The following is a 26434-nucleotide window of genomic DNA, read 5'->3' on the forward strand; positions in this document are numbered from 1 at the left end:
TCGTAAAATGAGTAAATACTCATGACCCTCACACAGCTTGAAATCTTTTCGCGTGTCGCCGAGCTGCAAGGCTTCACCAGCGCTGCCCACCGTTTGGGTATCAGCCAGTCGGCGGTGTCGCATGCAATCAAGGCGCTTGAACAGGAATTGGGCGTCGAGTTGTTTCGGCGCCATCAGTCACAGGTCGAACTGAGTGACATCGGCCGGCAACTGCTGATGCGCGCACGCACGGTGCTCGGCGTGGTCAACACGCTGCAGCAAGAGGCTTCCGATGCCCGAGGCATGAAGCGTGGTACGTTGCGCGTCGGCTCTTTCGGCCCCACGTCGTCCAATCGTTTGCTGCCGCGCATTCTCAAGCAGTTTCGGCTGGAGCACCCAGGCATTGAGGTGCATGTTGACGAAGGCCCCGACCGCCAAGTGATTCAATGGCTGGACGAACGACGGATCGACGTCGGGTTTGTGGTGCTGGAACAGGAACGCTTTGATACGTTTGCGCTGTTTAAAGACCAGATGGTCGCCCTGCTACCGGCGGCGCACCCGCTGGCGAGCCAGCCTTGCGTGGCGTTGCAGGCGCTGTGTGATGACCCGTTCATACTCACCGAAGCGGGGTCGCTGGAGCTGGTTTCACGGTTATTCAGTGCCGCGCGGCTGACGCCGAATGTGCGCTACCGCTGCTCGCAACTGCTCAGCACCGTGGAGGCGGTGAGCCGGGGCGATGGCGTCAGCGTGGTGGCACAGGCCTCGTTGCCGCAGACGCCGGACCCACGCTACCAAGTGCGCGCCCTCTCACCGCCCGTGGTCCGCGATATAGGCTTGGCCGTGCTGGACAAACGCCAGGCGACACCGGCCACGTTGGCGTTTATTCAATTGGCGCAAGGTCTCGACTTCTAGCGATGCCGTACTGGCCGAACGGCCAGGTACAGCGAGATTATTTCGCCCTGGCCCTCTATCATCAGCATTAACCGAGTCGCCCTTCCACCTTGCAACAGGCCGTTCCATCTATGCCCTTGACCGTCAACGGCCCGCGAAAGCGCGCGACCCGCTATGTGATCACTGCACTCAGCGGCCTGCTGCCGATTGTATTGGGCGTGGTCAGCCTGCATTGGCAAGCCGAACGCACCCTGCAACAAAGCACCGCGCACACCGCCCAAGAGGCTGTACGCCAGTTTGACCTGATGCTCGACAATACCGCCCTCGCCGCTCAGGCCTTGCTGCCGTTGGCCGGCCAGCCGTGTGACGACGCTGCGCAACTGGCACTGCGCGAGCACGTCACGCGTCGACCTTTTGTGCGCGCAACCACGTTGTCCTGGCAAAAAAACATCTATTGCACCTCGCTGTTCGGTGATAGCCATCTCTCGGCAGTCAACCCGAATGACTACGTTGACGGCAGGCTGTGGTTAATGAATGGCAACCCGGTGACCCCGGACACTGCGCTGCTGGTTTACCGCTTGGTCGACGGCGACAAGGCTGCGTTTGCATCGGTTGACGGCTACCACCTGACCAATACGTTGCGCCTGATCAGCCGTTACGCGCAGTTGACCCTGCAAGTAGGGCCAAACTGGCTGGACGCCGACGGCAAAGTGCATACCTCAGCGGTGCCGGCGTTTGCCGTGGCGCATCATCACCTGAAGTCCGTGCACTACCCGTACAGCGTGGATGCCGGTATGCCAGCCGGTGAAGTGTGGCGGTATATGGCGGCACGTTACCCGGCACTGTTCGGCCTGGTGGTGTTTTTCGGCGTACTCGCCGGCGTCCTTGCGTGGTGGCTGCAAAAGCGTTCCAGCGCGCCGACGCATGAATTGCAGCGCGCGCTGGGCGCCAACGAATTCATCGCGTATTACCAGCCCGTGGTGCGCGGCGATAGCCTTGAATGGGCGGGCTGTGAAGTGCTGATGCGCTGGCAGCACCCGAAGGAAGGCCTGGTGCGCCCGGACCTGTTTATTCCGCTGGCCGAGCATTGCGGTTTGATCGTGCCGATGACCCGTGCCTTGATGCGTCAAACCGCGGCGCACCTCGCCCCCCACGTCGGGCACTTGCGCCCTGGTTTTCATGTTGCGGTGAATATCACTGCCCGCCACTGCCTGGACCTGGACCTGGTGCAAGACTGTCGGGAATTTCTCGCCGCCTTCGCGCCTGGCCAAGTCACGTTGGTGCTGGAGTTAACCGAGCGCGAACTGATTGAGCCTACCGACGTCACCCGTCGCCTGTTCGACGCCCTGCATCAACTGGGTGTAATGATTGCCCTCGACGACTTCGGCACTGGCCATTCCAGCCTGGGTTACTTGCGTAACTTCAATGTGGATTACTTGAAAATCGATCAAAGCTTTGTCGCCATGATCGGCGCCGATGCACTCTCGCGGCATATTCTGGACAGCATCATCGAACTCTCCGGCAAGCTGGCGCTGCGCACCGTGGCCGAGGGCGTAGAAACAGCCGAGCAGTGCGAATACCTCGCCGCACAGGGTGTGGACTTCCTGCAGGGTTACCTGTTCGGTCGACCGTTACCCGCCGACGAGTTTATTAAGTCTCTGGCCAGCCACTGAATAGCCCTGTACCACGCCCGATGAAATATTATTATTTAGGCCGACGACGTGATTTACTCGTGAGGCATTAACTACTACAATTTTTCCAGCCGGTGCTTAACTCGCAGAAGGGCCACTTTCTTTGAGTTGCCTTACAGCCCTTGGCTTATCGCTTTATCTGCAGTTGATACCAGCAAACTACACTATTGGAGTAAAGATTTTGTCCAGACTCGCCGAATTTCGCGCAGCAGAAAAAGCCCTTCAAGAGCAGCTGGCCCAGCTGGAATCCCTGAAGAACGACGCTGGCCTGAAGAAAGAAATCGAATTTGAAGAAAAGCTGCAAGGCTTGATGAAGCACTACGGTAAAGGCCTGCGCGAGATCATCTCGATCCTTGACCCTAACCACGGCAAGGCCGGCACCGCTGTTGCCGCCGCACCTAAACAGCGTCGCGCGCGCGTGGTCAAGGTTTACCACAACCCGCACACCGGCGAATTGATCGAGACCAAAGGCGGCAACCACCGCGGCCTGAAAGCCTGGAAAGAACAGCACGGGGCCGCCACTGTCGAATCCTGGCTGCGTGGCTGATCAGCACGCACTAACAAAAAAGCCCCGCAGGTCGGGGCTTTTTGTTAAGCGAATTTAAACCTGACTTAACTAATATTTCACACGCTGAAACACCCAGCCGCGTAACACCTTCAAAGTTTCAGGCTGTTGCGCACCGAACTCACTTCATCCTTGCTCGCGTCGTACGCTTGCGCTTGGCCGGCGTATGAAAAAACATACGCTTTATCGGCATCAAGCGCGCCCACCAATGTTTGTGACAATACGTGTCTTCCGTTCTCGGTAATCACACACGTAGTTTCCAACGCCTCAAGACGGCTCAATGTTGCGGGGTGCATCTTGCTGCACACGCTTTGATAACCGCCTTGCGCAAAATCCTTCTGGATAGACTTGCGCATTTCCAGCAATACACCTTGAAGATTAACGGTGTGCCCGGCTTCAATCGGTGTGCCGGTCAACTCCATGACCATCAAGGTGTTGCCGTTTTCATCATTCTTGATCGCGCGTTGCCGCGACACGGCCTTGGCTGTTTCGGGCGCCTCGCCATCGGATTGCACTGCTTCGACTTGCCAGCCGTTGGGCCAATGAATTTCCGGGTCGGCAGCCAGCACCAACGGGCTGCCCAACAGTAAACACAACGCGCTCAACAGCGGTGTACGCAATTTGGTCATGACGAAAAACACCCAAGGTTCAAGCGCCAAAGTTTGCGGCCAGCCGCACGCACCTCGCAAGTGCGGCGCGCCCTTTTTCGTTTGGCGCAACAGGCGGGCCTTGCGTATCATGGTTTGGCTGCATGGATGCTTGCCGCACGCCGATGGAACGCTCTTATCACTGCACGCGGCGTTTGCCCGATTTTTTCTGGAGGGCCCATGAGCCTGCACGATCTGAACACTTTTCCGGGCGTTACCGCCCAACCTGACACCGCCACCGCCAACTTTGTGTTCAACCACACGATGCTGCGGGTCAAGGACATCACCAAATCGCTGGATTTTTACACCCGCGTGCTGGGTTTTTCTCTGGTTGAAAAGCGCGACTTCCCTGAAGCCGAATTCAGCCTGTACTTCCTGGCCCTGGTAGACAAAGCGCAGATCCCGGCCGACGCCGCCGAACGCACCCAGTGGATGAAGTCGATCCCGGGCATCCTCGAGCTGACCCACAACCACGGCACCGAAAACGATGCCGACTTTGCCTATCACAATGGCAACACTGACCCGCGTGGCTTTGGCCATATCTGCATTTCGGTGCCGGATATTGTCGCGGCGTGCGAACGCTTCGAAGCCTTGGGCTGTGATTTCCAGAAGCGCCTGACCGATGGCCGCATGAAAAGCCTGGCGTTCATCAAAGACCCGGACGCGTACTGGGTTGAGATCATTCAGCCGGCGCCGATGTAAACGTCGCGCTTACAAAAAAACCCCATGATCACTCATGGGGTTTTTTCATTTACGCAGCCATGTTTACGCTGGTGCAGACGTGCGGATCAGGTGATCGAACGCACTCAGCGAAGCTTTGGCGCCCTCGCCGATCGCGATCACGATCTGCTTGTACGGCACGGTGGTCACGTCACCGGCCGCGAATACACCTGGCAGCGACGTCTCGCCACGCGCATCGACAATGATCTCGCCACGCGGCGTCAGTTCTACAGTGCCTTTGAGCCAGTCGGTGTTGGGCAGCAAACCAATCTGTACAAAGATACCTTCCAGGTCGATGGTCTTGAACTCGCCGGTGTCACGGTCCTTGTACGCCAGGCCGGTGACTTTTTGGCCATCGCCTTTGACTTCACTGGTCAACGCACTGGTGATCACGTCAACGTTAGGCAGGCTGTGAAGCTTGCGTTGCAGCACGGCGTCGGCACGCAACTTACTGTCGAACTCGAGCAAGGTCACATGGCTGACGATACCGGCCAGGTCGATGGCGGCTTCGACGCCGGAGTTACCGCCACCGATCACCGCTACGCGCTTGCCTTTGAACAGCGGGCCATCACAGTGCGGGCAGAAGCACACGCCTTTGGCTTTGTATTCCTGCTCGCCCGGCACACCCATTTCGCGCCAGCGTGCGCCGGTCGCCAAAATCAACGTCTTGGACTTGAGGGTCGCACCGCTTTCAAAACGAATCTCGTGCAGCCCCCCGGGATTTTTTGCCGGCACCAGGCTGCTCGCACGCTGCAGGTTCATGATGTCGACGTCGTACTGACGCACGTGGGCTTCCAGCGCGCTGACCAGTTTCGGTCCTTCGGTTTCCTGCACGGAAATGAAGTTTTCGATGGACATGGTGTCCAGCACTTGCCCGCCAAAACGCTCTGCGGCCACACCGGTGCGGATGCCTTTACGTGCTGCGTAGATAGCGGCTGTAGCGCCGGCTGGGCCACCGCCGACGACCAGCACATCAAACGCGTCTTTTGCGCTGATTTTCTCGGCGGCTTTTTCGATACCGCTGGTGTCGAGTTTGGCGAGGATTTCTTCCAGGCCCATGCGGCCCTGGCCGAAATTCACACCGTTGAGGTAAACGCTCGGCACCGCCATGACTTGGCGCTCATCAACTTCGGCCTGGAACAGCGCGCCGTCGATGGCGACGTGGCGGACGTTCGGGTTAAGCACGGCCATCAGGTTGAGTGCCTGGACCACGTCCGGGCAGTTCTGGCAGGACAGCGAGAAGTAAGTCTCGAAGCTGAACTCGCCTTTGAGTGCGCGGATCTGTTCAATCACCTCGACACTGGCCTTCGACGGGTGGCCACCGACTTGCAGCAGGGCCAACACCAGCGAAGTGAATTCATGACCCATCGGGATGCCGGCAAAACGCACGTTGATAGCGGCACCTGGGCGGTTGATGGAGAACGAAGGCTTGCGCGCATCATCACCGTCGCTTTTCAGGGTAATCAGCGTGGAGAGGCTGGCTACATCTTGCAAAAGGGCCAGCATTTCCTGGGATTTCGCACCGTCGTCGAGGGACGCGATGATCTCGATCGGCTGGGTGACCCGTTCCAGGTATGACTTCAACTGAGCTTTAAGATTGGCGTCCAACATACGGGCGATTTCCTATTAATTCGATTTATTGCAGACAAAAAAAACGCCCGAGCGAAACTCGCCCGGGCGTTTTGAGGGCGGTGCAGCTTACTTAAGGTGCGGCAAAATCCGCCCTGAGCTCGTTCACAGACTTAGATCTTGCCGACCAGGTCCAGGGACGGAGCCAAGGTGGCCTCGCCTTCTTTCCACTTGGCTGGGCAGACTTCGCCTGGGTGAGCAGCAACGTACTGGGCCGCTTTGATTTTGCGCAGCAGCTCGGAAGCGTCACGGCCAACACCACCGTCGTTCAGTTCAACGATCTTGATCTGACCTTCTGGGTTGATCACGAAAGTACCGCGGTCTGCCAGGCCAGCTTCTTCGATCAGTACGTCGAAGTTGCGGGAGATGGTCAGGGTTGGGTCGCCGATCATGGTGTACTGGATTTTGCCGATGGCTGGCGAAGTGTTGTGCCAGGCAGCGTGAGCAAAGTGGGTGTCGGTGGAAACGCTGTAGATTTCGACGCCCAGTTTCTGGAATTCGGCGTAGTTGTCAGCCAGGTCTTCCAGTTCGGTTGGGCAAACGAAGGTGAAGTCAGCCGGGTAGAAAAATACTACGGACCACTTGCCTTTCAGATCAGCTTCCGACACGTCTACGAAGTTGCCGTTTTTGTAGGCGGTAGCTTTGAACGGTTTTACTTGGCTGTTGATGATAGGCATCGTTGAATCTCCGTCAGGGTTAAGAAGTTGATGGGAGGAATCCTACGCACTCTTTCGGCCGGTGGCTCATTGGCAAACCTGATGCTAACGATTGGTTTTCCCTATCAAGTGACGGTATTAATAGAAGAAAACTCAAACCAGCGCCGGGGTGGCCAAGGTCATGCCGAGAAAGGGCGCGGCTTCAACATAGCGCATCGCAGATTTGATGTCGCTCCAGCCGACGTAACTCATCAGCGACTTGAGGTCCCAGCCACTGCGATGCGCCCAGCTCGCAAAGCCGCGCCGCAGCGAGTGGCTGGTGTATTGATCGGCAGGAATGCCGGCGCGCTCCAGGGCCTGGCGCAGCAGCGGGATCACGCTGTTGGGGTGCAAGCCCTCCTCGCCCAGGTTGCCCCAACGGTCCACCGCACGGAACACCGGGCCACGCACCAAGGCCGAAGCGCTGAGCCATTCACTGTACGCCTGCACCGGGCACAGGCGCAGCAGCGCCGGGGTTTGATAGGTTTTGCCGATATTCTCGCGATCACTTTTGCTGCGCGGCAAGTACAGGCTGATGCCAGCGCCGGGCGTGGCCTGCACGTGCTCAATCGCTAAGCGGCAGAGCTCGTCACTGCGAAAGCCGCGCCAGAAGCCCAGCAGAATTAACGCTGTATCGCGCTTGGCACGTAGCAAACGCGGTTGGTCATCAGCCTCGCGCGCAGTGTTTGCATCCTCTTGCAGAAACCCGACGACCTGCTCCAGATGCTTGAGCTGCAAAGGCTCGGCTTGTTTTTCGCGCACCGGGTGCACGGCGCGAATGCCCTTGAGCACTTTGCGCACCACCGGCGCCTTGGTCGGGTCGGGAAAACCCTGGCTGGTGTGCCACTGCGCGAGTGCCGAGAGCCGCAGCTTCAAGGTGTTCACCGCCAACACGCCCGCATGCGCGACCAGGTAGCGCGCCACGCTGTCACTGGTTGCCGGCAGAAACCCTCCCCAACTGACTTCGAAGTGTTCGATTGCCGCACGGTAACTGCGCCGCGTGTTATCGCGGGTTGCGGCGTTGAGGTAACGGTCCAAGTCGCTCATGAGGGGCCTATTCGTACTGCCAGCGGGTGTATCGGCGGTTAAAACGGTGGTGAGACGGGATAATACGCCAATATCCCATCTGATAAATCCTCAATTTAAACATTTTTATAATCGTGATACAGTACGTAAATACATACTACGTACCACAGTACTAAATCGACGGAGACTTCATGGCACGCGGCGGCATAAACAAAGCAGTGGTTCAAACGGCGCGCCTGGCACTCATTGCCCGTGGCGAAAACCCGAGCATCGACGCGGTACGCATCGAAATGGGCAATACCGGCTCGAAAACCACGATTCACCGCTATTTGAAGGAACTGGACGACAGCGAAAACCGGCTGACGATCACCGAAGCGCCGATTGACGACGAGCTCGGTGAGCTGGTGGCGCGGCTGTCGCAGCGCTTGAAAGAAAAGGCGCAGGAGCCCATCGACCTGGCCTTGGCGCAATTCGAACAGCAAAAAGCCGCCCTGCTCGCCCAGGTAGAAACGCTGGAAGACGCGCACAGCCAGCTCAAGCAGCAATTTGATATTCAAGCCGCGGCGCTGGCCGAAGAAAGCGCGGCCCTGCTCACCACCAGTACCAGCTTGCAGACCGAGCAAACCCGTAACGCCGGGCTCAGCCAGGCGTGCAGCGATTACGAATTAAGGATTAACGACAAGGACGAGCAGATCCGCTCGCTGGAAGAAAAGCACCTGCACGCCCGCGATGCGCTGGAGCATTACCGCAACGCGATCAAAGAGCAGCGTGAGCAGGAGCAACGTCGCCATGAAGGCCAACTGCAACAGGTACAGGCAGAACTCCGCCAGGCCCAGCAAAGTGCGATGGTGCGTCAGGATGAAATCACTCAGTTGCACCGCGACAATGAGCGGCTATTGATCGAGCATCGGGTGACGTCCAAGGAATTGGCCGCGCTGCAGGAGCAAAGCCGCAAAGACCAAGCGTTGCAGCTCACGCTGAGCCAGCAGGTCAGCTTGGCTGAAAGTGAACGCACGCTGCTTCAAGAGCGCCTGCGCGTGGCTTTGCTCGAAAGCCAATCACGCCAGCAAGCACTGACCGAACAGCAGCAGACCCACAAAGCCCTGGAGCTGGAACTTATCAAGGCCCAGGCCAGCATAGAGGCATTGCGCCTGGCGGCCGCCGTTGCAACGGCGCCAGAGGCAACGCCCGACACCTGATCAGTCGTCGACAGGCGTGCGCATAGTGACGAACTCTTCCGCTGACGTCGGGTGCACGCCAATGGTTTCGTCGAACTGCTGCTTGGTCGCGCCGGCCTTGAGCGCGATCGCCAGGCCCTGGATGATTTCGCCCGCCTCGGGGCCGACCATGTGGCAACCGAGCACCTTGTCGGTGTCGGCGTCGACCACCAGCTTCATCAAGGTTTTCTCCTGGCAGTCGGTCAGCGTCAGCTTCATCGGCCTGAAGCGGCTTTCGAAGAGTTGCACACGGTGGCCGTTCTTCTTCGCCTCTTCTTCGGTCAGGCCGACAGTGCCGATATTCGGCAGGCTGAACACCGCCGTCGGGATCATCGCGTAATCGACCGGGCGGTATTGCTCAGGCTTGAACAGCCGCCGCGCCACCGCCATGCCTTCGGCCAACGCAACCGGGGTCAATTGCACGCGACCAATCACATCGCCAATCGCCAGGATCGAAGCGTCGGCGGTCTGATACTGGTCATCCACTTCGACAAAACCGCGCTCGTCCAACTTCACGCCAGTGTTTTCCAGGCCGAGGTTGTCGAGCATTGGCCGGCGACCCGTGGCGTAGAACACGCAATCGGCATCCAGCACACGGCCATCTTTCAGCGTGGCCTTGAGGCTGCCGTCCGCCTGCTTGTCGATACGTTGGATGTCGGCATTAAACTGCAGGTCCAGGCCGCGCTTGGTCAATTCCTCTTGCAGGTGCTTGCGCACCGAACCGTCGAAGCCGCGCAAGAACAGGTCGCCGCGGTACAGCAGCGTGGTGAGCGCGCCCAGGCCATGGAAGATGCCGGCGAATTCAACCGCAATGTAACCACCACCCACCACCAGCACGCGTTTTGGCAACTCTTTGAGGAAGAACGCTTCATTGGAGCCGATGGCGTGTTCGCGCCCTGGAATGTCCGGAATCTGCGGCCAGCCGCCCGTCGCGATCAAGATGTGCTTGGCGGTAAAGCGTTCGCCATTGATCTCTACCTGGTGCGCATCAACCAAGCGCGCATGGCCCTCATGCAGGGTCACGCCGCTGTTGACCAGCAGGTTGCGGTAGATGCCATTAAGGCGATTGATTTCGCGATCTTTGTTGGCGATCAAGGTCGCCCAATCAAATTTTGCTTCGCCCAACGACCAGCCGAAACCGCTGGCTTGCTCGAAGTCTTCGGCGAAATGTGCACCGTAGACCAACAGTTTTTTTGGCACGCAGCCGACGTTGACGCAGGTGCCGCCCAAGTAGCGGCTTTCCGCAACGGCTACCTTGGCGCCAAAGCCTGCGGCAAAACGCGCCGCGCGAACACCGCCGGAACCGGCGCCAATTACATACAGATCAAAATCGTAGGCCATTTCACTCTCCTCGGCAGGTCATCAGCATACCGACTTAGATGGGGCCGAAAAACCAAAAAGCCACCCGAAGGTGGCTTTTTACTTACATCGGCATAGCAGTCAGGCAAGCCTGAATCAGTAAGCCTTGCCCGTCTTGTAGAAGTGCTCGAAGCAGAAGTTGGTTGCCTCGATGTAGCCTTCAGCGCCGCCGCAGTCAAAACGCTGGCCCTTGAATTTGTAGGCGATTACGCAGCCGTCTTTGGCTTGCTTCAACAGGGCGTCGGTGATCTGGATTTCGCCGCCCTTGCCTGGCTCGGTTTCTTCGATCAGCTTGAAGATGTCCGGGGTCAGGATGTAACGGCCGATGATCGCCAGGTTCGACGGCGCGTCTTCCGGGTTTGGCTTCTCGACCATGTCGCGAACGCGGATCAGGCCATCACCAATTTCGTCGCCGGCGATCACGCCGTACTTGTTGGTTTGCGATGGGTCTACTTCCATCACCGCAACGATGGTGCAACGGTATTTCTTGAACAGATCAACCATCTGTTCCAGAACGCCTTTGCCGTCAAGGTTCACACACAGGTCATCCGCCAGCACCACGGCGAACGGTTCGTCACCGATCAGTGGGCGGCCGGTCAGAATCGCGTGGCCAAGGCCTTTCATCTGGGTTTGACGAGTGTAGGAGAACGAGCACTCGTCGAGCAGTTTACGGATACCGACCAGGTACTTTTCCTTGTCGGTGCCCTTGATCTGGTTTTCCAGCTCGTAGCTGATGTCGAAGTGGTCTTCGAGCGCGCGCTTACCACGGCCGGTGACGATGGAGATTTCGTTCAAACCGGCATCCAGTGCCTCTTCGACGCCGTACTGAATCAGTGGCTTGTTCACCACCGGCAGCATCTCTTTGGGCATGGCCTTGGTCGCTGGCAAGAAGCGAGTGCCGTAACCGGCTGCTGGGAACAAGCATTTCTTGATCATATGAGTCCTTACAAAGGGCTGTGCGTACGGAATTCGGCGCAGTCTAATGAGGCCGCAGTCACCTTACAATGGCTCCTGCTGGCGTTGCGATGTCAACATAGAGAAAAAATGTCGGCGTAAGTTCCACTAATCATACAAAGAGCCTTACCAACGGTTAGACAAAACCGGCCTGAGCGCCTTTGTTTAAAAGGGCTCTGACTGTTTTAGCACGCTTTTGGGCGTTGAACACTGCGCTGCAACAACTTGCGCGCGTTCGGGGCATTTGGCGCTATCATTGCGCCCTTGAACCAGACCAAGAGATTGTTAATAGATGTCAGAACCAAAAGGTGTAAACGGCTACCTGATCACCCAGCGCGCAGATGGCTGGCACTTGATCAACTTCCACGGTGACAGCGTTGCCGGCGCATTCGCGACCGAGAGCCAGGCGGTTGCAGTTGCCGAAGTCTTTGTGGATGAAGCCGGCCACGCGTCGAGCGCAAGACCGAAGAAGAAGTAAGCGTTCAAAAGCTTGCGCACAAAGCCCCGTTGAACGGGGCTTTGTAGTGTTTGTCTGTACCTTGATGGCAGTTAGCTATAATCTGCTGCGAACGCCCCACGACAGTGTCAGCGCCCCTCCAACACCACCAACGACGACCTTACACATGAACAAGATTCTGGCACTGACTGCGGCACTGACGCTGATCACCGGCTGCACCACCACCTCTGATACCTACCTGAAAAACGGCGAGCAAGGTTTGACCATCGACTGTTCAGGCGAGGCGAACTCGTGGGCCAGTTGCTACGAGAAAGCTGACGCCTCGTGCGCAGGCACCGGCTACCGCATCGTCGGAACCGAAGGCACGCCGTCGCTGAAAGAAGACGACAAGACACTCGGCAAAGACGTCGGCAACTTCAAGGGCCGCAGTGTGGTTGTGGTCTGCAAGTAAGCCACAGGGCTACAGGTGAATTTCGGCGAACTTGATCCCGAGTTCGCGTAGCAGCTCGATTAAGTCATCCAGCTTCGCAAATGACTCAACCTCATCCTGCTCATCCACCAGAAAATAACTGCGCCCGCCGCTTTTCTTGAAAAATACGATCCACTCGCCAAGATCGGCAGGGTTCTGGATGACATGGGTGGCCGAGATCTGACCCTCGGCGTGGCGGGCTCTGACGTGTTCACGTTTCATGGCGGGCTTCCAAAAAAAGACAAGTGCCGTGCAACCTCAACCGTTGCGCGGCATTTTTTGCATTGAATAACCGACAGTTTAACGGCGCCTTCGCCACAGCGCCGACAGCAGCACAAAAAAAGCCTGACGCTGCAACCGCAGCGCCAGGCTTTTTTATCGGACTCAAGTGTGTGCGGGATAAACCTGTGGAGGCTCAGCCGGAGATACAGTCTTCCCCGGCTTTTTTAACGTCACCCGGGCGAATAGGCACATTTGACATACTCTCATAGAGCTTGATGCTGCTGCCGCTGGAGCGGTCCTCGATTTCGAAGATCGCCGACGGGTCAGACGAGAATTTCTGCGGCACAATTACCTGCACACCGTCCTTATGCGGTTCGATCTGCGGCGGGCGGCGAGTCGCGGCCAACTTGCGGACCACGCATGCGGCATACTCAGGCGGTTTTTTGCCTGAAATGACCACCAAGGTTGGCGGGGTCTGCTTGATATCTGCAACCGACGCACAGCCACCCAACGCCAAGGCAAGCACCAACACACTCCACTTCATACGAACACCTCCGATAAAGACCCTAGGACAGCGCCGAGAGAAAATTTCTCCCATCAATGTAGGACTTATCTCTAAAAACCTGAGAAATAACTGATTTAAATTGTCGAACTCGTCGACGGCGACCCGATAATAACCGCGCTAGGGCTGATAAACTCTATCTTATCCTACGTATCATTCTGATTTTTCAGAAAAAGCCCTCTGGAGACACCCCATGAAATTCATCCACCAGCGCGAGCATCTCAACGAGGGCGACATCGTGGTCATCGAATGCTCGCAGACCTGCAACATTCGTTTGATGAGCGACGCCAACTTCCGCAGCTTCAAGAACGGTGGCCGCCACACCTACCACGGCGGCGCATTCGAGGACTTCCCGGCCAGAATCACCGCGCCGAGCACCGGGTTCTGGAACATTACCCTGGACGTGGTCACCCGCCGCGCCATCAGCGTTACCCGCAAGCCTGCTTTGTCCCACAAGATTCGCATCGTTCGTCGCACCAGCAGCAAACTGAGCTGATCCGAACACTCGACAGGAAGATAGCTGTGACCACCACGACTAAATACGTCATCAATTACAAGCTTAACGGCGAGCGCCGCTTTGAGTTCGCTCAATTGCATACCGATAGCGTCGATGAAGCCAAACAAGCACTGGCAAAAATGCACCAAGATGCCACCGACGAAATCACCGATGTAAAAGTGAGCAAGGCGCTGTAAGCCATGCCAGGCCCTACTGCTGATTTGTTCGCCGATGACGCCCTGCAACAACCCGCGCGGCGCGAGCAGATTGGCGAAGAGTCTTACGTGCTCAGGGGCTACGCCCTGCCCTGGATTGAGCGCCTGCTGCCTGAACTGCGTCGGGTGCTGGCGCAATCGCCGTTTCGGCAGATGGTCACGCCTGGCGGGTTTACCATGTCGGCGGCGCTGAGCAGTTGCGGCGAACTGGGCTGGACCACTGACAGTGCCGGTTATCGTTACAGCCCCCTTGACCCGCGCAGCCAGCAACCGTGGCCGGCGATGCCAGAGGCGTTGCGCCAACTGGCGATGCTGGCGGCGACAGACGCCGGTTTCGACGAGTTTGTGCCGGACGCCTGCCTGATCAACCGCTATGTGCCTGGCGCTAAAATGTCCCTGCACCAAGACAAAAACGAGCGCTGCTACCGCGCGCCCGTGGTCTCGGTGTCGCTCGGCCTGCCGGCGATTTTCCTGTTTGGCGGCCACGCGCGCAGCGACAAAACGCAGAAGATCTCGCTGTTCCATGGCGACGTGGTGGTCTGGGGCGGCGTTGATCGCCTGCGCTTTCATGGGGTGATGCCGATCAAGGAAGGTGTGCACCCGATCATGGGCCCGCAGCGTATCAACCTGACCTTTCGCACTGCCGGCTGATTTGACCGCAAGCTTGAGGGTGCCCAGCATGACCAACCCGGTTAATCTGCGCGTGACCCGTCAAGAGTGCAGGCCATGAGCAACCAACAAGACCCCCGCTGGGCCGCCATCGTCGCGCGCGACGCCAAGGCCGACGCGGTATTTGTGTATGGCGTAAAAACCACCGGCGTGTATTGCCGCCCCAGCAGTGCCTCGCGCTTGCCGCGCCCGGACAATATCGAATTCTTCGACAGCGCCGCCCTCGCCGAAGCCGCAGGCTATCGCCCAAGTAAACGCGCGCTGGGTGACCAGACTCAATTGGCCGCGCACCACGCGCAGTTGGTGGCGGATGCGTGCAGGCACCTGGAGCAGGCTGAAACGCCGCCCAACCTGGAAGCGCTTGCGCGCCTGGCCGGGCTAAGTCCTTTCCATTTCCATCGAGTGTTCAAAGGCGTCACTGGCCTGACGCCCAAGGGTTATGCCAGCGCCCTGCGTTCGCGCAAAGTACGTGATGGCCTGCACAGCCAGCACTCGGTGACCGAGGCGCTGTACGAGGCCGGCTTCAACTCCAACAGCCGCTTTTATGCCGCGGCCGACCAACTGCTCGGCATGAAACCCAGCGATTACAAAGCCGGCGGCAGCCACAGCCAGATTCTGTTTGCCGTGGGCCAGTGCTCGTTGGGCGCGATTCTGGTGGCGCAGAGCCAACGCGGCGTCTGCGCGATTTTGCTCGGGGACGACCCGGACACGCTGGTGCGCGAGCTGCAGGATAAATTTCGCAACGCCGAATTAGTCGGCGCAGATCAGGGCTTTGAACAGTTGATCGCCCACGTCGTGGGGTTTATCGAAGCGCCTGCGCTGGGGTTGAATTTGCCGCTGGACTTGCGCGGCACTGCGTTTCAGGAGCGCGTGTGGCAGGCGCTGCGCGAAATTCCGCCGGGCAGCACCGCCAGCTACGCGCAGATCGCCCAGCGCATCGGCGCGCCCAAGTCGTTTCGTGCTGTGGCTCAGGCCTGTGCCGCCAACGCGCTGGCGGTGGCGATTCCGTGCCATCGCGTGGTGCGCAGTAACGGCGAACTGTCGGGCTACCGCTGGGGCATAGAACGCAAGCGCCAACTGCTGGAGCGAGAGCACGGCGGTGCAGAGCTTCACGAAACGTCGCCGTCGTCCAGTGAATAAAACGCACTGGCCGGGCGCCAAGCGCCCTGCTACAACAGCGCCACGCCTTACTGACGCTGGAGACGCATCCGCCATGAGCACCTGGCCAGACACTCGAATTCTAGACCTCTTGGGCATTGATTTGCCCATCATCCAGGCGCCCATGGTCGCGGCGACCACCACCGCCATGGTCAGCGCCGTGAATGCAGCGGGCGGCCTCGGTTCGATGCCGGCGGCCGGGCTGAGCATCGAGCAACTGCGCGAAGCCTTGACCACCCTGCGCCAGGCAAACGTGCGCCCGCTCAACGTGAATTTCTTCTGCCATCAACCGCCTGTGGCCGATGCACAACGTGACCGGCACTGGAAGGATTTGCTCGCGCCCTACTACCGCGAATTGGGCGCCGACTTTGACGCGCCGACCCCGGTGTCTGATCGCGCGCCGTTCAACGATGCCGCCTGCCAAATCGTTGAAGCGTTTCGCCCAGAAGTGGTGAGTTTTCACTTCGGCCTGCCGGAACAGGCCTTGCTCGACCGGGTAAAAGCCACCGGCGCCAAGGTGCTGTCGTCAGCCACCACCGTGGCCGAAGCCGTGTGGCTGGAACAGCACGGCTGCGATGCAATTATTGCGATGGGCATTGAGGCAGGCGGGCATCGCGGGTTGTTTCTCAGCGACGACCTGAATACCCAGATTGGCCTGATGGCACTGCTGCCGCAAATTGTCGACGCGGTCAGCGTGCCGGTAGTTGCCGCAGGCGGCATCGGCGATGCACGCGGGGTTGTCGCGGCATTCGCGCTTGGCGCGTGCGCCGTGCAGCTTGGCACCGCGTACCTGTTTACAGACGAGGCCAACATCAGCGCTTCCCACCGGCATGCGTTGCAACACGCGCAAGCCAGCGACACCGCGTTGACCAACCTGTTTACCGGCCGCCCGGCGCGCGGCATCGTTAACCGCGTGATGCGTGAACTCGGCGCGATCAACCCGGCAGCGCCTGCATTCCCCACCTCGGGCGGCGCGTTGATGCCGCTCAAAGCGCTTGATGAAGCGGGTTTCAGCAACCTGTGGTCGGGCCAGGCACTGCGCTTGGGCAAACACATGTCGGCTTACGACCTGACGCGCGAATTGGCCGAGCAAGCGCTGGCCAGGCTGTAGCGTTTCAACACTGAGGCGGGTTGCCTGGAGAACTTTGCACTGTACCGGCGATGGCCAACCGCTATATATTCCCGTACATAGCGGTAAAGCCACCTGCCTATAACGCAACGTACAATCCTCGCCTCATAAAAAGGAGCTGCTTCATGATGATCCGCGCCTCACGCCTGGCCCCCACTGCCGTGGCCAGCCTGATTGCCGCCTTCGCCTTTGGTTCGGCCCACGCCGATGAAGTGCAAGTCGCCGTTGCCGCCAACTTCACGGCGCCGATCCAGGCGATTGCCGCCGACTTCAAAAAAGACACCGGCCACACACTGGTCGCCGCCTACGGTGCCACCGGCCAGTTCTATACGCAGATCAAGAACGGCGCGCCGTTCGAAGTGTTCCTCAGTGCGGACGACACCACCCCGCAGAAGCTCGAAAGCGAAGGTGACACGGTCAAAGGTTCGCGCTTCACCTACGCCGTCGGCACGCTGGCGCTGTGGTCGGCAAAAGAAGGCTACGTGGATGCCAAGGGTGACGTGCTGAAGAAAAATGACTTCAAGCACCTGTCCATCGCCAACCCGAAAGCTGCGCCGTACGGCCTGGCCGCCACCCAAGTGCTGGCCAAGGAAGGCTTGACCGAGAAGGTCAAGGACAAGCTGGTCGAAGGCCAGAACATCACTCAGGCCTACCAATTCGTGTCCACCGGCAATGCCGAGCTGGGTTTTGTAGCGCTGTCGCAGATTTACAAGGACGGCAAAGTCACCAGCGGCTCGGCCTGGATCGTCCCGGCGTCGATGCATGACCCGATCAAGCAGGACGCGGTGATCCTCACCAAAGGTAAAGACAGCGCCGCTGCCAAAGCCCTGGTTGAATACCTCAAAGGCCCGAAAGCCGCTGCGGTGATCAAGGCCTACGGTTACGAGCTGGCCAACTAAATGCCGCTGTCGAGTGCCGATTTTTCGGCGATCTGGCTGACCATCAAGCTGGCGTCACTGACCACCGTGATTCTACTGATCATCGGCACTCCGATTGCGCTGTGGCTGTCGCGCACGCGTTCCTGGTGGCGCGGCCCGATTGGGGCCATCGTCGCCCTGCCGTTGGTGCTGCCACCGACGGTGATTGGTTTTTACCTGCTGTTGAGCATGGGCCCGCATGGCTATTTCGGCCAGTTTACCCAATGGCTGGGCCTGGGCACGCTGACGTTCAGCTTCGCCGGGCTGGTGATTGGCTCGGTGATCTACTCCCTGCCGTTTGTGGTGCAGCCGTTGCAAAACGCCTTCTCCGCCATCGGCACCCGCCCATTGGAGGTGGCCGCGACCTTGCGGGCGAATCCGTGGGACACTTTTTTCACGGTGATTTTGCCGCTGGCGCGCCCCGGGTTTATCACCGCCTCGATTCTTGGCTTTGCGCATACGGTGGGTGAGTTTGGCGTGGTGCTGATGATCGGCGGCAACATCCCGGACAAGACCCGCGTGGTCTCGGTGCAAATCTACGACCACGTCGAAGCCATGGAATATGCCCAGGCGCACTGGCTCGCGGGCTCGATGGTGGTGTTCGCGTTCCTCGTGTTGCTGGCGCTCTACTCCAGCCGTAAAACCAAAATGGGCTGGAGCTGACCACGATGATAGACGTACGACTGCACCTCAACTATGCAGGCTTTGCGCTGGACGTCGACCTGCATCTTCCCGGCCGTGGCGTGAGCGCGCTGTACGGGCATTCCGGCTCCGGCAAAACCACCTGTCTGCGCTGCATCGCCGGGCTGGAGCGCGCCGAAGCCGGGTTTGTGCAGGTTAACGATGAGGTCTGGCAAGACAGCCGTCACGGGCTGTTTGTGCCGCCGCATAAACGCGCGCTGGGTTATGTGTTTCAGGAAGCGAGTCTTTTTCCGCACCTGTCGGTGCGGGCTAATCTTGAGTTCGGTCTCAAGCGCATCCCGCGCCAACAGCGGCGCGTGGACATGGCCCAGGCCACCGAACTGCTCGGCATCGGCCACCTGCTTGAGCGCCATCCGCAGCACTTGTCCGGCGGTGAGCGCCAGCGCATCGGCATTGCGCGCGCGCTGCTCACCAGCCCTAAATTGTTGTTGATGGATGAACCGTTGGCGGCGCTCGACAGCAAACGCAAAAGCGAAATACTGCCTTACCTCGAACGCCTGCACGACGAGCTGGACATCCCGGTGCTGTACGTCAGCCACGCGCAGGACGAAGTAGCGCGGCTGGCGGATCACATCGTGCTGCTCAGCGACGGCAAGGCCCTGGCCAGCGGCCCGATCGGTGAAACCCTGGCGCGGCTCGACCTGCCGCTGGCGTTGGGCGACGACGCTGGCGTGGTGATCAACGGCACAGTCAGCGCCTACGACGAGCACTATCAACTGCTGACCTTGCAACTGCCTGACAGCCCGCTGCAGATGCGCGTGGCCCACGCGCCGCTGGCGTTGGGCAAACAGTTGCGGGTCAAGGTGCAAGCGCGCGACGTCAGCCTCAGCCTGCAGGCGCAAGAGCCGAGCAGCATCCTCAACCGCCTGCCGGTGACGGTCACCCAAGACATCGCGGCGGACAACAGCGCCCACGTGCTGGTGCGCCTCGACGCGGGCGGCACGCCGTTGCTGGCGCGCATCACGCGCTTCTCCCGCGACCAGTTGCACCTGCACCCCGGCCAGCAACTGTGGGCGCAAATCAAGGCGGCGGCGGTGCTGGCCTAACTAATTGGCACGCGCGCAAAACTCTGCGGTCAATCAGACATACCGGCCTGATCTTGCCAAGGAATTTGCACCATGCCCGACTCTGCGTTGCTTGCCGACCTGCCCCGCGACCTGCATTACGTTGACGATACCCAGCCCGGCATCCGCCGTAAAAAACTGCGCGGCAAGTTCCAGTATTTCGACCCTGAAGGCCAGCGCATCACCGATAAAGATGAAATCAAACGCCTCAACGCATTGGCCGTGCCGCCCGCCTACACCGACGTGTGGATTTGCGCCGACGCGCGTGGCCATCTGCAAGCCACCGGGCGTGATGCGCGCGGCCGCAAGCAGTACCGCTACCACACGCGCTGGCGTGAGGTGCGCGACACCGACAAGTATTCGCGCCTGCAAGCGTTCGGCGAGGCCTTGCCCAAGCTGCGCAAGCAACTGGAAGCACAAATCGCCGAGCCAGGGTTTACCCGCGAAAAAGTTCTCGCCACCGTGGTGATGCTACTCGACGCCACGCTGATTCGCGTCGGCAATACCCAGTACGCGCGTGACAACAAATCCTACGGGCTGACCACCCTGCGCACCCGCCATGTGGACGTCAAAGGCAGCGAGATTCAATTCCAGTTTCGCGGCAAAAGCGGGGTTGAGCATCAAATCAGCGTCAAGGACCGGCGCTTGGCCACAGTGGTCAAGCGCTGCATGGAATTGCCTGGGCAAAACCTGTTTCAGTACCTGGACGAAGACGGCGAGCGGCACACCGTCAGCTCGCATGACGTCAACGCCTACCTGCACAGCCTCACCGGCGCCGACTTCACCGCCAAGGATTACCGCACCTGGGCCGGCACCGCGCTTGCGCTTGCGGTGTTGCGCGAGCTGGAATGGCAGCCGGAATCGGATGCCAAGCGCCACGTGGTAGCGATGGTCAAGGACGTCGCCAAGCAACTCGGCAATACCCCGGCGGTGTGCCGCAAATGTTATATCCACCCTGCTGTGCTCGAACATTTCAGCTTGGGCGAGTTGTCGAAACTGCCCAAACCTCGGGTGCGCAAGGGTTTAAAAGCCGAGGAAGTCGCGCTGGCGATGTTCCTTGAACAACTGGCGGCCGATTTGCCTAAGCAAGCGACCGGGCAAGCCAAAGCGAGTTAGCAGCTGATGCTCTGAACCCATTGCGCAGCCAATCAAAGCGTCTTACGGTAGTGGCCAAATAATCCCACCCGGAGCCCGGCCGCATGCTGCCGTCATCGCACAAGCCTTACGCCAACGCCGCACTTGCGCATCGCCATCGATGGCGCGGCCGGGTCGGCTTGATGCTGGTGGCCAGCCTTTCGGTGCTGGCAGGCATGACCGATGCCATCGGGTTTATGGCCAGCGGCGATTTTGTCTCATTCATGAGCGGTAACACCACGCGCCTGGCCGTGGCGATCAGCGCGGGCGATCTCGGCCTGACCGGGCGTTTGCTGTTGCTGGTGGCGACGTTTGTTGTCGGCAATGCGTTGGGTGTGGTGGTCAGCCGCATCAGCCGGCGGCATGCCCTGCCCTTGCTGTTATGCATCGCCGCCTTGCTGTGCGGCGGCGCCGTGTGGCCCGCAAACGATGCGTTGCCTGCGCTGTTGGCGGCGATTGTCGCGATGGGCATGCTCAATGCTGCCGTCGAAGAGGTCAACGGCCTGCCGGTCGGCCTGACGTATGTGACGGGCGCGTTGTCACGCTTTGGGCGCGGGCTGGGCCGCTGGGTGCTGGGGGAAAGGCGCAATGGCTGGCGGGTGCAGCTGATTCCGTGGGCCGGGATGTTTTTCGGCGCGGTGATCGGCGCGGTGCTGGAGCAGCAGTTGGGGCTCAAGGCGTTACTGGTGAGTGGTGTATTGGCCGCCGTGCTGGGGCTGGTGTCGCTGAAGATTCCGCGGCGCTGGCAGTTGGGTTACATGCCGCGATAAGCCGGTAAAGACGCTCGCCCGACGTTTGGGCCTCGACGTCCGTGTACTGGTAAAGAGCTTTGGCGTCGAGCGAGCGGTGTGAATCATAGGCCAATGCTCGGCGGCTGTCCCGCCGGGCATTTCCGAATATCACGCAGGCAACGGATTAAAGGCAGGTCGCGAGAGCGGCCAAGCGACGTTTGGCCGGCATCGTGTCGTCGCCAGCAAAGTAATTGACGGTAGCACCGGCGCCGGCGCTGCGCACGTCGGCAAAATAATCGCCGCCGGTGGTGTACACCGTGAAACCGCCAGCCTCGATCGGCTCCTTGAAGCCACCCGCGTCAACCCCGAACACGGCCTCGTCCTGCCAGCCGAACTGGATGCATTGCGCAACCACCAACGGCGCCTTCTGCGAAGCCAGGGTTTTGTAGGGCACGCCGGCGCGCGCTTGGGTCATCTTCGAGCTCGCGCAACCGGATAATGCTGCCACTATCAATGCGCCAATTACCAACGTTCGCATGCCATCGCCTCCTTGGAAAAACCGCGACTCTACCATTAGCAGGCGACACCCAAGCATTATTACGTCACCCTGTCGCCTACTTGTGACTGCACCTTTACCTGGAAAACCGATGACGCCCAACGCCGAACGCTATAACCCGTCCACCGACTACGCCGACAAGCTGATCAGCCGCATCGGCCAGACGCCCACGTGGATTGCCAAACGCATCGGCGTCACGGACAAGCGCATCCGCTACATACTCGATGGCGAGCGCACCGTGAAGGGCGAAAGCACACCGATCCAGATGACCTACACCGAGCAGTTTGCCTTGGAGTGCCTGGCGGCAGAGGCCAAGGCCAAGAAGAAGCCAGTTCCGGCGGCTGAATAAATTTAGTTTCACTGTGAAGGGTGATTGCGCCGCTTATAGTGAGCAGGCTCATTTTTTAGAAGTCTCCCTTCTGCCCGCCCTCCCGCGGGCTTTTTTTTGCTTGCCGGTCGTGGTTTAACGGGGCGACTTGGATCAAAAGCGGGGTTTGCATGCACAGCAGATCTGCTTTTTTGCTTTTTGTGGGAGGGGGCTTGCTCGCGATCGCGGTGTGTCAGTTGAAAAATATTTACCTGACACACCGTAATCGCGAGCAAGCCCGCTCCCACAGTTTGAATGCATTCTGTTTGGGGGATGGGGTCGGCTTTCAGGCCGACTGCATTCAGAGCCACCAGCGCAGCAAATAGAATATCGCCATGCTCAGCAGCACCGTGATTAATACGCTGCGCGTGTAAACCATCAACGCCACGGCGCAAACACCCGCCAGCATGTACGGGTTGGCCAAACTCACGTTGAGCCTATGCTCGGCAAGAAAAATGATCGGCCCGCAAATCGCCGTCAACATCCCCGGCACTGCAAACCCCAGAAACTCGCGCACGCCGCGATTGAGCCGCACCGGCAAGCGTGGTTCGATAAACAGGTAGCGGTTGAGGAACACCACCAAGCCCATCAGCACAATCATGCCGTAAATCATCGCTGCGCTCCCCCCGCCAGCCCGAGCCGCTTGCACGCATAACCCGCGCTCATCCCCAGCACACCCGATACCACCACCGCCGACTCCCAGTGCAAGTAACTCAGCCATACCGAAAACAGCAGCGAAACAGCGACGCAGACCACGGTGGGTACATCGCGCACCACCGGGGTGATCAACGCGATAAACGTCGCCGCAATCGAAAACTCCAGCCCCAACTGGTCAAGGCCCGGAATGCTTTTGCCGAGCACGATGCCCGCCAAGGTGAAGAGGTTCCAGGCAATATAAAACGTCAGGCCGACGCCCAGCGCATACCAGCGGTTGAAGGTTTGACGGTCGTAATGGTTGACCAACGCAAAGAACTCGTCGGTCAACAAAAAACCCAGGCTCATGCGCCAGCGCGTATTGAGCGCCGACAACGTGGGGCGCATGTGCATGCCGTAGAGCAAGTGCTGGGACGTCAGCAGCAAGGTGGTCAGTACAATCGAAATCAGGCTGGCGCCGCTTTTGACCATGCCGATAGCCACCAGTTGGGCAGCCCCGGCGAACACGATGGCGGACAAACCCTGGGCTTGCAGCGGGGTAAATTGCGCATCAATGGCCATCGAGCCGGCCAGCAGCCCCCACGGCGCACAGGCCAGGGACAGCGGAATAACGGCAATCGCGCCGCGACCGAAGGCGTAATAAGGCAGAGTTGCAGGCATGGACACGGCTCATCGACAGACAGTCGACAAGCATGCCAGCGTCATGCGGTGGTTGTCTTGAACGATCTTGCTCAGGCGAGTTTTACCGACACCAGTTCTACCGAGTCGCGCGCCAGGCGCAGCTCGTGAGCGTCTTGGTTGAGACGATGAATCGTATTGAGCAGGCGTTGACGCAGCACTTCATCGCCGAGTTTTTCGACGGCGCGCATCAGGTCAAACGCCGCCGTTTCGTTATTATCGGCGACGGCATCAAGGGTCTTGCGCAGGTTGCGAGTGGCACGGGTCACGCTGGCGTTTCCTTCTTTAGCAGTGGGAGGCACTTTAGGACATTCGTGTTTCAGTTTAATTTCAAACACTTGTGGTCGATTTACGCGCATTTGATCCACGTCAATCGAACTCGGGATTTTCCCTACGTACAGGCATATGCGTATTCACAAAGGCGTGTGGGAATGCCCGGCTGGTGCCATCCGCGTGCGATTGAGGTTATTCACCCTGCGCGCCGGCGAACTTTGTGCGTACGAACTGATCCATGCCTTGGCTACGCAACGACGCAAAGCGTCTTGCGGCAATGGGCAACAGACCACAACGGGCGAGCACGTGCTGCTGAGCCCCCGGAGCGTTTACTCATGCTTGTCGCACTTGCGATTTTCATTTTCACCATCGTGTTGGTCATCTGGCAGCCCAAGGGCCTGGGCGTCGGCTGGAGCGCAACAATGGGCGCGATCCTGGCCCTGGCCCTTGGCGTCGTCAGCCTGGCTGACATTCCGGTGGTGTGGCACATCATCTGGAATGCGACCGGCACCTTTGTCGCGCTGATCATCATCAGCCTGTTGCTCGATGAAGCCGGCTTTTTTGCCTGGACCGCCCTGCACGTGGCGCGTTGGGGGCGTGGGCGCGGACGACGCTTGTTTGCCTATATGGTGCTGCTCGGCGCGCTGGTGTCGGCACTCTTTGCCAACGACGGCGCGGCGTTGATTCTGACGCCTATCGTGATGTCGATGCTGCTGGCGTTGCGTTTTTCACCGGCCGCCACGCTGGCGTTCGTGATGGGCGCGGGGTTTATCGCCGACACCGCGAGCCTGCCGCTGGTGGTGTCGAACCTGGTGAACATCGTCTCGGCGGATTACTTCAAGATCGGCTTCAACCAATACGCCGCCGTCATGGTGCCGGTGAACTTCGTCAGCGTGGCGGCCACGCTCGCGGTACTGATGTGGTTTTTCCGCCGCGATATTCCGCAGACCTACGACCCGGCCGACCTGGAAGAACCGGCGAGCGCCATCCGTGACCGTGGGACTTTTCGCGCTGGCTGGTGGGTACTCGGTATTTTGCTGGTCGGCTGTTTCGCGCTGGAACCGCTGGGCATTCCCATCAGCGCGATTTCCGCCGTGTGCGCGGTGTTGCTGCTGGTGATCGCCGCCAAGGGCCACACTATTTCCACGCGAAAAGTGCTGAAGGACGCACCCTGGCAGATCGTGATCTTTTCCCTCGGCATGTATCTGGTGGTCTACGGCCTGCGCAACGCGGGCCTCACGACCTACCTGGCGACCTGGCTCGACACCTTCGCGACCTACGGCGTATGGGGCGCGGCCATGGGCACCGGGGTGCTGACGGCACTCTTGTCGTCGGTGATGAACAACTTGCCGACGGTGTTGATCGGCGCGCTGTCCATCGAGTCCAGCCATGCCGTGGGCGTGGTCAAGGACGCGATGATCTACGCCAACGTGATCGGCAGCGACCTTGGCCCCAAAATCACCCCCATCGGCAGCCTGGCCACGTTGCTGTGGTTGCATATTCTGGCGCGCAAAGGCATCACCATCACGTGGGGCTACTACTTCAAGGTCGGGATTGTGCTGACCTTGCCGGTGCTGTTGATCACCCTCGCGGCGCTGGCCTTGCGCCTGAGTGTGTAAGCGCTCGACTGAGTTGACGGCTGCAGGAGCGCACGCTGCGGCCGTCAACGCGCCAACCGATACTCGATTTTGCCACCGCTGCCGTCGTATGCTTTTGCACTTTGTCGAAAGGACGCGGGCATGTTGACGATCTTTTTTTACGCACTGGTGTTCGGTTTTGTATTTTGCCTGTCGCCGGGGGCGGTGCTCGCGGAGACCTTGCGCCGTGGCCTGCTGCAAGGCTTTACCCCGGCATTGCTGGTGCAAGTCGGTTCGCTGGTCGGCGACGCGGTGTGGGCGGTCATTGGCCTCACCGGTATTGCGCTGCTGATCCAGCATGACGCGGTGCGTGTGCCACTGACCATCGTGTGCGCGCTGTACCTCGCGTGGCTGGGCGTGCGCAGCCTGATCGATGCCTGGCATTTGCCACAAGAAAGCAGCGCACCGGCCGGCAGCGCGCAGAACGCGCTGGCGGTAGGCGCCGCGATTTCCCTGGCCAACCCTAAGAACATCGTTTATTGGGGCGCGCTGGGCAGCGCGTTGTCCGGCATCGTTGGCGCGACGCCGAGCCATGCGCAGACACTGACGTTTTTTGCAGGCTTCATGCTGGCGTCGGTGCTCTCGTGTTTTCTGACGGCGGCACTGGTCAACCTATTGCGCAAGAATGCATCGCCATTGTGGCAGCGCGTCAGTTATGCACTGTGCGGGCTGGTACTCTTGTATCTGGCTGTTCTGGCTGCACGCGGTGTATGAAGTTGCAGCGCGCGAGTAACTTGTGAGTGCAGCGTGTCTGAATAAACTCTGAACACCGCAAGGTTTAATTAATCTTGCGTTGACATTTTGTAAGCGCCTGAGTAAATTCCCCCTGCCCGCAACTGGGGCCTTTTTTAAACCTCACAAAAGAAGCCAATGGACACAGTATCTAGTCGCTGCTCGAGCACCGCATCAGCGGGCATCGGGCGCCAAACCCAGAATATGACAGGACTCGCCGTTTCGGTCCGGTAAGCTGC

Annotated in this window: 32 protein-coding genes; 20 read left to right on the forward strand and 12 right to left on the reverse strand. The window is 59.4% G+C overall.

The genetic code is table 11. From position 1 onward, the window contains the following. Window positions 1–21 precede the first annotated feature (21 nt). The 3 genes from F0169_RS00235 to F0169_RS00245 all read left to right on the forward strand — a co-directional run bounded on the left by F0169_RS00235 (window position 22) and on the right by F0169_RS00245 (window position 3108). Window positions 22–891, forward strand: a complete 870-nt coding sequence (locus F0169_RS00235) for a LysR family transcriptional regulator (protein WP_122251314.1) — start codon at window positions 22–24, stop codon at window positions 889–891. 110 nt (window positions 892–1001) lie between these two features. Next, window positions 1002–2543, forward strand: a complete 1542-nt coding sequence (locus F0169_RS00240; protein WP_152745084.1) for an EAL domain-containing protein — start codon at window positions 1002–1004, stop codon at window positions 2541–2543. A gap of 199 nt (window positions 2544–2742) precedes the next feature. Then, a complete protein-coding gene (locus F0169_RS00245) occupies window positions 2743–3108 on the forward strand; it encodes a histone-like nucleoid-structuring protein, MvaT/MvaU family (protein ID WP_058413989.1) in 366 nt (121 codons plus the stop codon). Between the two features lie 110 nt (window positions 3109–3218). Here the strand turns inward: F0169_RS00245 and F0169_RS00250 are convergent, their stop codons facing one another. Next, window positions 3219–3755, reverse strand: coding sequence for a DUF4946 domain-containing protein (locus F0169_RS00250; RefSeq protein ID WP_152745085.1), 537 nt, complete (start codon window positions 3753–3755; stop codon window positions 3219–3221). Between the two features lie 198 nt (window positions 3756–3953). Here F0169_RS00250 and gloA point away from each other — a divergent pair, with 198 nt between their 5' ends. Continuing rightward, entirely contained in the window at window positions 3954–4475 is a 522-nt protein-coding gene (gloA, locus tag F0169_RS00255) for a lactoylglutathione lyase (protein WP_122251312.1), read from the forward strand. A gap of 63 nt (window positions 4476–4538) precedes the next feature. Here gloA and ahpF read toward each other — a convergent pair whose 3' ends face one another. The 3 genes from ahpF to F0169_RS00270 form a co-directional block, all read right to left on the reverse strand. Further along, window positions 4539–6104 (reverse strand): alkyl hydroperoxide reductase subunit F, encoded by a 1566-nt coding sequence (gene ahpF, locus F0169_RS00260; protein ID WP_152745086.1) that lies wholly within the window; start codon window positions 6102–6104, stop codon window positions 4539–4541. Between the two features lie 131 nt (window positions 6105–6235). After that, complete coding sequence (ahpC, locus tag F0169_RS00265) at window positions 6236–6799, reverse strand: alkyl hydroperoxide reductase subunit C (protein WP_056839222.1); 564 nt, start codon at window positions 6797–6799, stop codon at window positions 6236–6238. A gap of 132 nt (window positions 6800–6931) precedes the next feature. Further along, entirely contained in the window at window positions 6932–7864 is a 933-nt protein-coding gene (locus tag F0169_RS00270) for a site-specific integrase (protein ID WP_152745087.1), read from the reverse strand. Window positions 7865–8034: 170 nt separating this feature from the next. On the opposite strand from F0169_RS00270, the gene F0169_RS00275 reads away from it, so the two are divergent. Next, a complete protein-coding gene (locus tag F0169_RS00275; protein ID WP_152745088.1) occupies window positions 8035–9042 on the forward strand; it encodes a DNA-binding protein in 1008 nt (335 codons plus the stop codon). Here the strand turns inward: F0169_RS00275 and gorA are convergent, their stop codons facing one another. Further along, window positions 9043–10401, reverse strand: coding sequence for a glutathione-disulfide reductase (gene gorA, locus F0169_RS00280; RefSeq protein WP_152745089.1), 1359 nt, complete (start codon window positions 10399–10401; stop codon window positions 9043–9045). Between the two features lie 114 nt (window positions 10402–10515). After that, entirely contained in the window at window positions 10516–11355 is an 840-nt protein-coding gene (galU, locus tag F0169_RS00285; protein ID WP_058413995.1) for a UTP--glucose-1-phosphate uridylyltransferase GalU, read from the reverse strand. A gap of 310 nt (window positions 11356–11665) precedes the next feature. Between galU and F0169_RS00290 the strand changes: the two genes are divergently transcribed. Continuing rightward, window positions 11666–11851 carry a hypothetical protein gene (locus F0169_RS00290; RefSeq protein ID WP_082649065.1) on the forward strand — a complete coding sequence of 62 codons (186 nt, stop codon included), beginning with the start codon at window positions 11666–11668 and terminating at the stop codon, window positions 11849–11851. Between the two features lie 145 nt (window positions 11852–11996). Continuing rightward, a complete protein-coding gene (locus F0169_RS00295; protein ID WP_058413996.1) occupies window positions 11997–12281 on the forward strand; it encodes a hypothetical protein in 285 nt (94 codons plus the stop codon). A 9-nt stretch (window positions 12282–12290) separates the two neighbouring features. Here F0169_RS00295 and F0169_RS00300 read toward each other — a convergent pair whose 3' ends face one another. Together F0169_RS00300 and F0169_RS00305 are read right to left on the reverse strand one after the other, a co-directional pair. Continuing rightward, on the reverse strand, window positions 12291–12521 hold the full coding sequence (locus tag F0169_RS00300) for a hypothetical protein (RefSeq protein WP_058413997.1): 231 nt from the start codon (window positions 12519–12521) through the stop codon (window positions 12291–12293). Window positions 12522–12714: 193 nt separating this feature from the next. Next, window positions 12715–13065 carry a hypothetical protein gene (locus tag F0169_RS00305; protein ID WP_058413998.1) on the reverse strand — a complete coding sequence of 117 codons (351 nt, stop codon included), beginning with the start codon at window positions 13063–13065 and terminating at the stop codon, window positions 12715–12717. 211 nt (window positions 13066–13276) lie between these two features. On the opposite strand from F0169_RS00305, the gene F0169_RS00310 reads away from it, so the two are divergent. The 10 genes from F0169_RS00310 to F0169_RS00355 all read left to right on the forward strand — a co-directional run bounded on the left by F0169_RS00310 (window position 13277) and on the right by F0169_RS00355 (window position 21337). After that, window positions 13277–13579: a DUF1883 domain-containing protein gene (locus F0169_RS00310; protein WP_058413999.1), complete on the forward strand. Its 303-nt coding sequence runs from the start codon at window positions 13277–13279 to the stop codon at window positions 13577–13579. A gap of 26 nt (window positions 13580–13605) precedes the next feature. Further along, window positions 13606–13776: a hypothetical protein gene (locus tag F0169_RS00315; protein ID WP_172979280.1), complete on the forward strand. Its 171-nt coding sequence runs from the start codon at window positions 13606–13608 to the stop codon at window positions 13774–13776. Between the two features lie 3 nt (window positions 13777–13779). Further along, a complete protein-coding gene (gene alkB, locus F0169_RS00320; RefSeq protein WP_058414000.1) occupies window positions 13780–14445 on the forward strand; it encodes a DNA oxidative demethylase AlkB in 666 nt (221 codons plus the stop codon). A 75-nt stretch (window positions 14446–14520) separates the two neighbouring features. Further along, complete coding sequence (gene ada / locus F0169_RS00325; RefSeq protein WP_152745090.1) at window positions 14521–15603, forward strand: bifunctional DNA-binding transcriptional regulator/O6-methylguanine-DNA methyltransferase Ada; 1083 nt, start codon at window positions 14521–14523, stop codon at window positions 15601–15603. A 73-nt stretch (window positions 15604–15676) separates the two neighbouring features. Then, the gene (locus F0169_RS00330) at window positions 15677–16732 is read left to right on the forward strand and encodes an NAD(P)H-dependent flavin oxidoreductase (RefSeq protein ID WP_152745091.1); all 1056 of its coding nucleotides are present in this window, start codon (window positions 15677–15679) and stop codon (window positions 16730–16732) included. Between the two features lie 143 nt (window positions 16733–16875). Continuing rightward, window positions 16876–17649 (forward strand): molybdate ABC transporter substrate-binding protein, encoded by a 774-nt coding sequence (gene modA / locus F0169_RS00335; RefSeq protein WP_152745092.1) that lies wholly within the window; start codon window positions 16876–16878, stop codon window positions 17647–17649. Then, the gene (gene modB, locus F0169_RS00340; protein ID WP_152745093.1) at window positions 17650–18330 is read left to right on the forward strand and encodes a molybdate ABC transporter permease subunit; all 681 of its coding nucleotides are present in this window, start codon (window positions 17650–17652) and stop codon (window positions 18328–18330) included. 5 nt (window positions 18331–18335) lie between these two features. Continuing rightward, window positions 18336–19415, forward strand: coding sequence for a molybdenum ABC transporter ATP-binding protein (gene modC, locus F0169_RS00345; protein WP_152745094.1), 1080 nt, complete (start codon window positions 18336–18338; stop codon window positions 19413–19415). Window positions 19416–19487: 72 nt separating this feature from the next. Then, window positions 19488–20549 carry a DNA topoisomerase IB gene (locus F0169_RS00350; RefSeq protein WP_152745095.1) on the forward strand — a complete coding sequence of 354 codons (1062 nt, stop codon included), beginning with the start codon at window positions 19488–19490 and terminating at the stop codon, window positions 20547–20549. An 83-nt stretch (window positions 20550–20632) separates the two neighbouring features. Further along, window positions 20633–21337, forward strand: a complete 705-nt coding sequence (locus tag F0169_RS00355) for a YoaK family protein (protein WP_152745096.1) — start codon at window positions 20633–20635, stop codon at window positions 21335–21337. Window positions 21338–21482: 145 nt separating this feature from the next. Here the strand turns inward: F0169_RS00355 and F0169_RS00360 are convergent, their stop codons facing one another. Continuing rightward, complete coding sequence (locus F0169_RS00360; protein ID WP_152745097.1) at window positions 21483–21836, reverse strand: hypothetical protein; 354 nt, start codon at window positions 21834–21836, stop codon at window positions 21483–21485. Between the two features lie 109 nt (window positions 21837–21945). Here F0169_RS00360 and F0169_RS00365 point away from each other — a divergent pair, with 109 nt between their 5' ends. Continuing rightward, the gene (locus F0169_RS00365; protein ID WP_058414009.1) at window positions 21946–22203 is read left to right on the forward strand and encodes a hypothetical protein; all 258 of its coding nucleotides are present in this window, start codon (window positions 21946–21948) and stop codon (window positions 22201–22203) included. A gap of 319 nt (window positions 22204–22522) precedes the next feature. On the opposite strand, the gene F0169_RS00370 is transcribed toward F0169_RS00365, so the two are convergent. From F0169_RS00370 to F0169_RS00380, 3 genes are all read right to left on the reverse strand, one after another. Further along, the gene (locus F0169_RS00370; protein ID WP_058414010.1) at window positions 22523–22834 is read right to left on the reverse strand and encodes an AzlD domain-containing protein; all 312 of its coding nucleotides are present in this window, start codon (window positions 22832–22834) and stop codon (window positions 22523–22525) included. Then, window positions 22831–23535, reverse strand: a complete 705-nt coding sequence (locus tag F0169_RS00375) for an AzlC family ABC transporter permease (RefSeq protein ID WP_152745098.1) — start codon at window positions 23533–23535, stop codon at window positions 22831–22833. The genes F0169_RS00370 and F0169_RS00375 overlap by 4 nt, the downstream gene beginning before the upstream one ends. Before the next feature lie 71 nt (window positions 23536–23606). After that, a complete protein-coding gene (locus F0169_RS00380) occupies window positions 23607–23822 on the reverse strand; it encodes a hypothetical protein (protein ID WP_058414012.1) in 216 nt (71 codons plus the stop codon). A 339-nt stretch (window positions 23823–24161) separates the two neighbouring features. Here F0169_RS00380 and F0169_RS00390 point away from each other — a divergent pair, with 339 nt between their 5' ends. Then, window positions 24162–25445, forward strand: a complete 1284-nt coding sequence (locus tag F0169_RS00390) for an arsenic transporter (RefSeq protein ID WP_058414013.1) — start codon at window positions 24162–24164, stop codon at window positions 25443–25445. Window positions 25446–25565: 120 nt separating this feature from the next. After that, the gene (locus F0169_RS00395; RefSeq protein ID WP_058414014.1) at window positions 25566–26177 is read left to right on the forward strand and encodes a LysE family transporter; all 612 of its coding nucleotides are present in this window, start codon (window positions 25566–25568) and stop codon (window positions 26175–26177) included. The last annotated feature ends 257 nt before the right edge of the window (window positions 26178–26434 follow it).

Source organism: Pseudomonas kitaguniensis, from assembly GCF_009296165.1.
Lineage (GTDB): Bacteria > Pseudomonadota > Gammaproteobacteria > Pseudomonadales > Pseudomonadaceae > Aquipseudomonas > Aquipseudomonas kitaguniensis.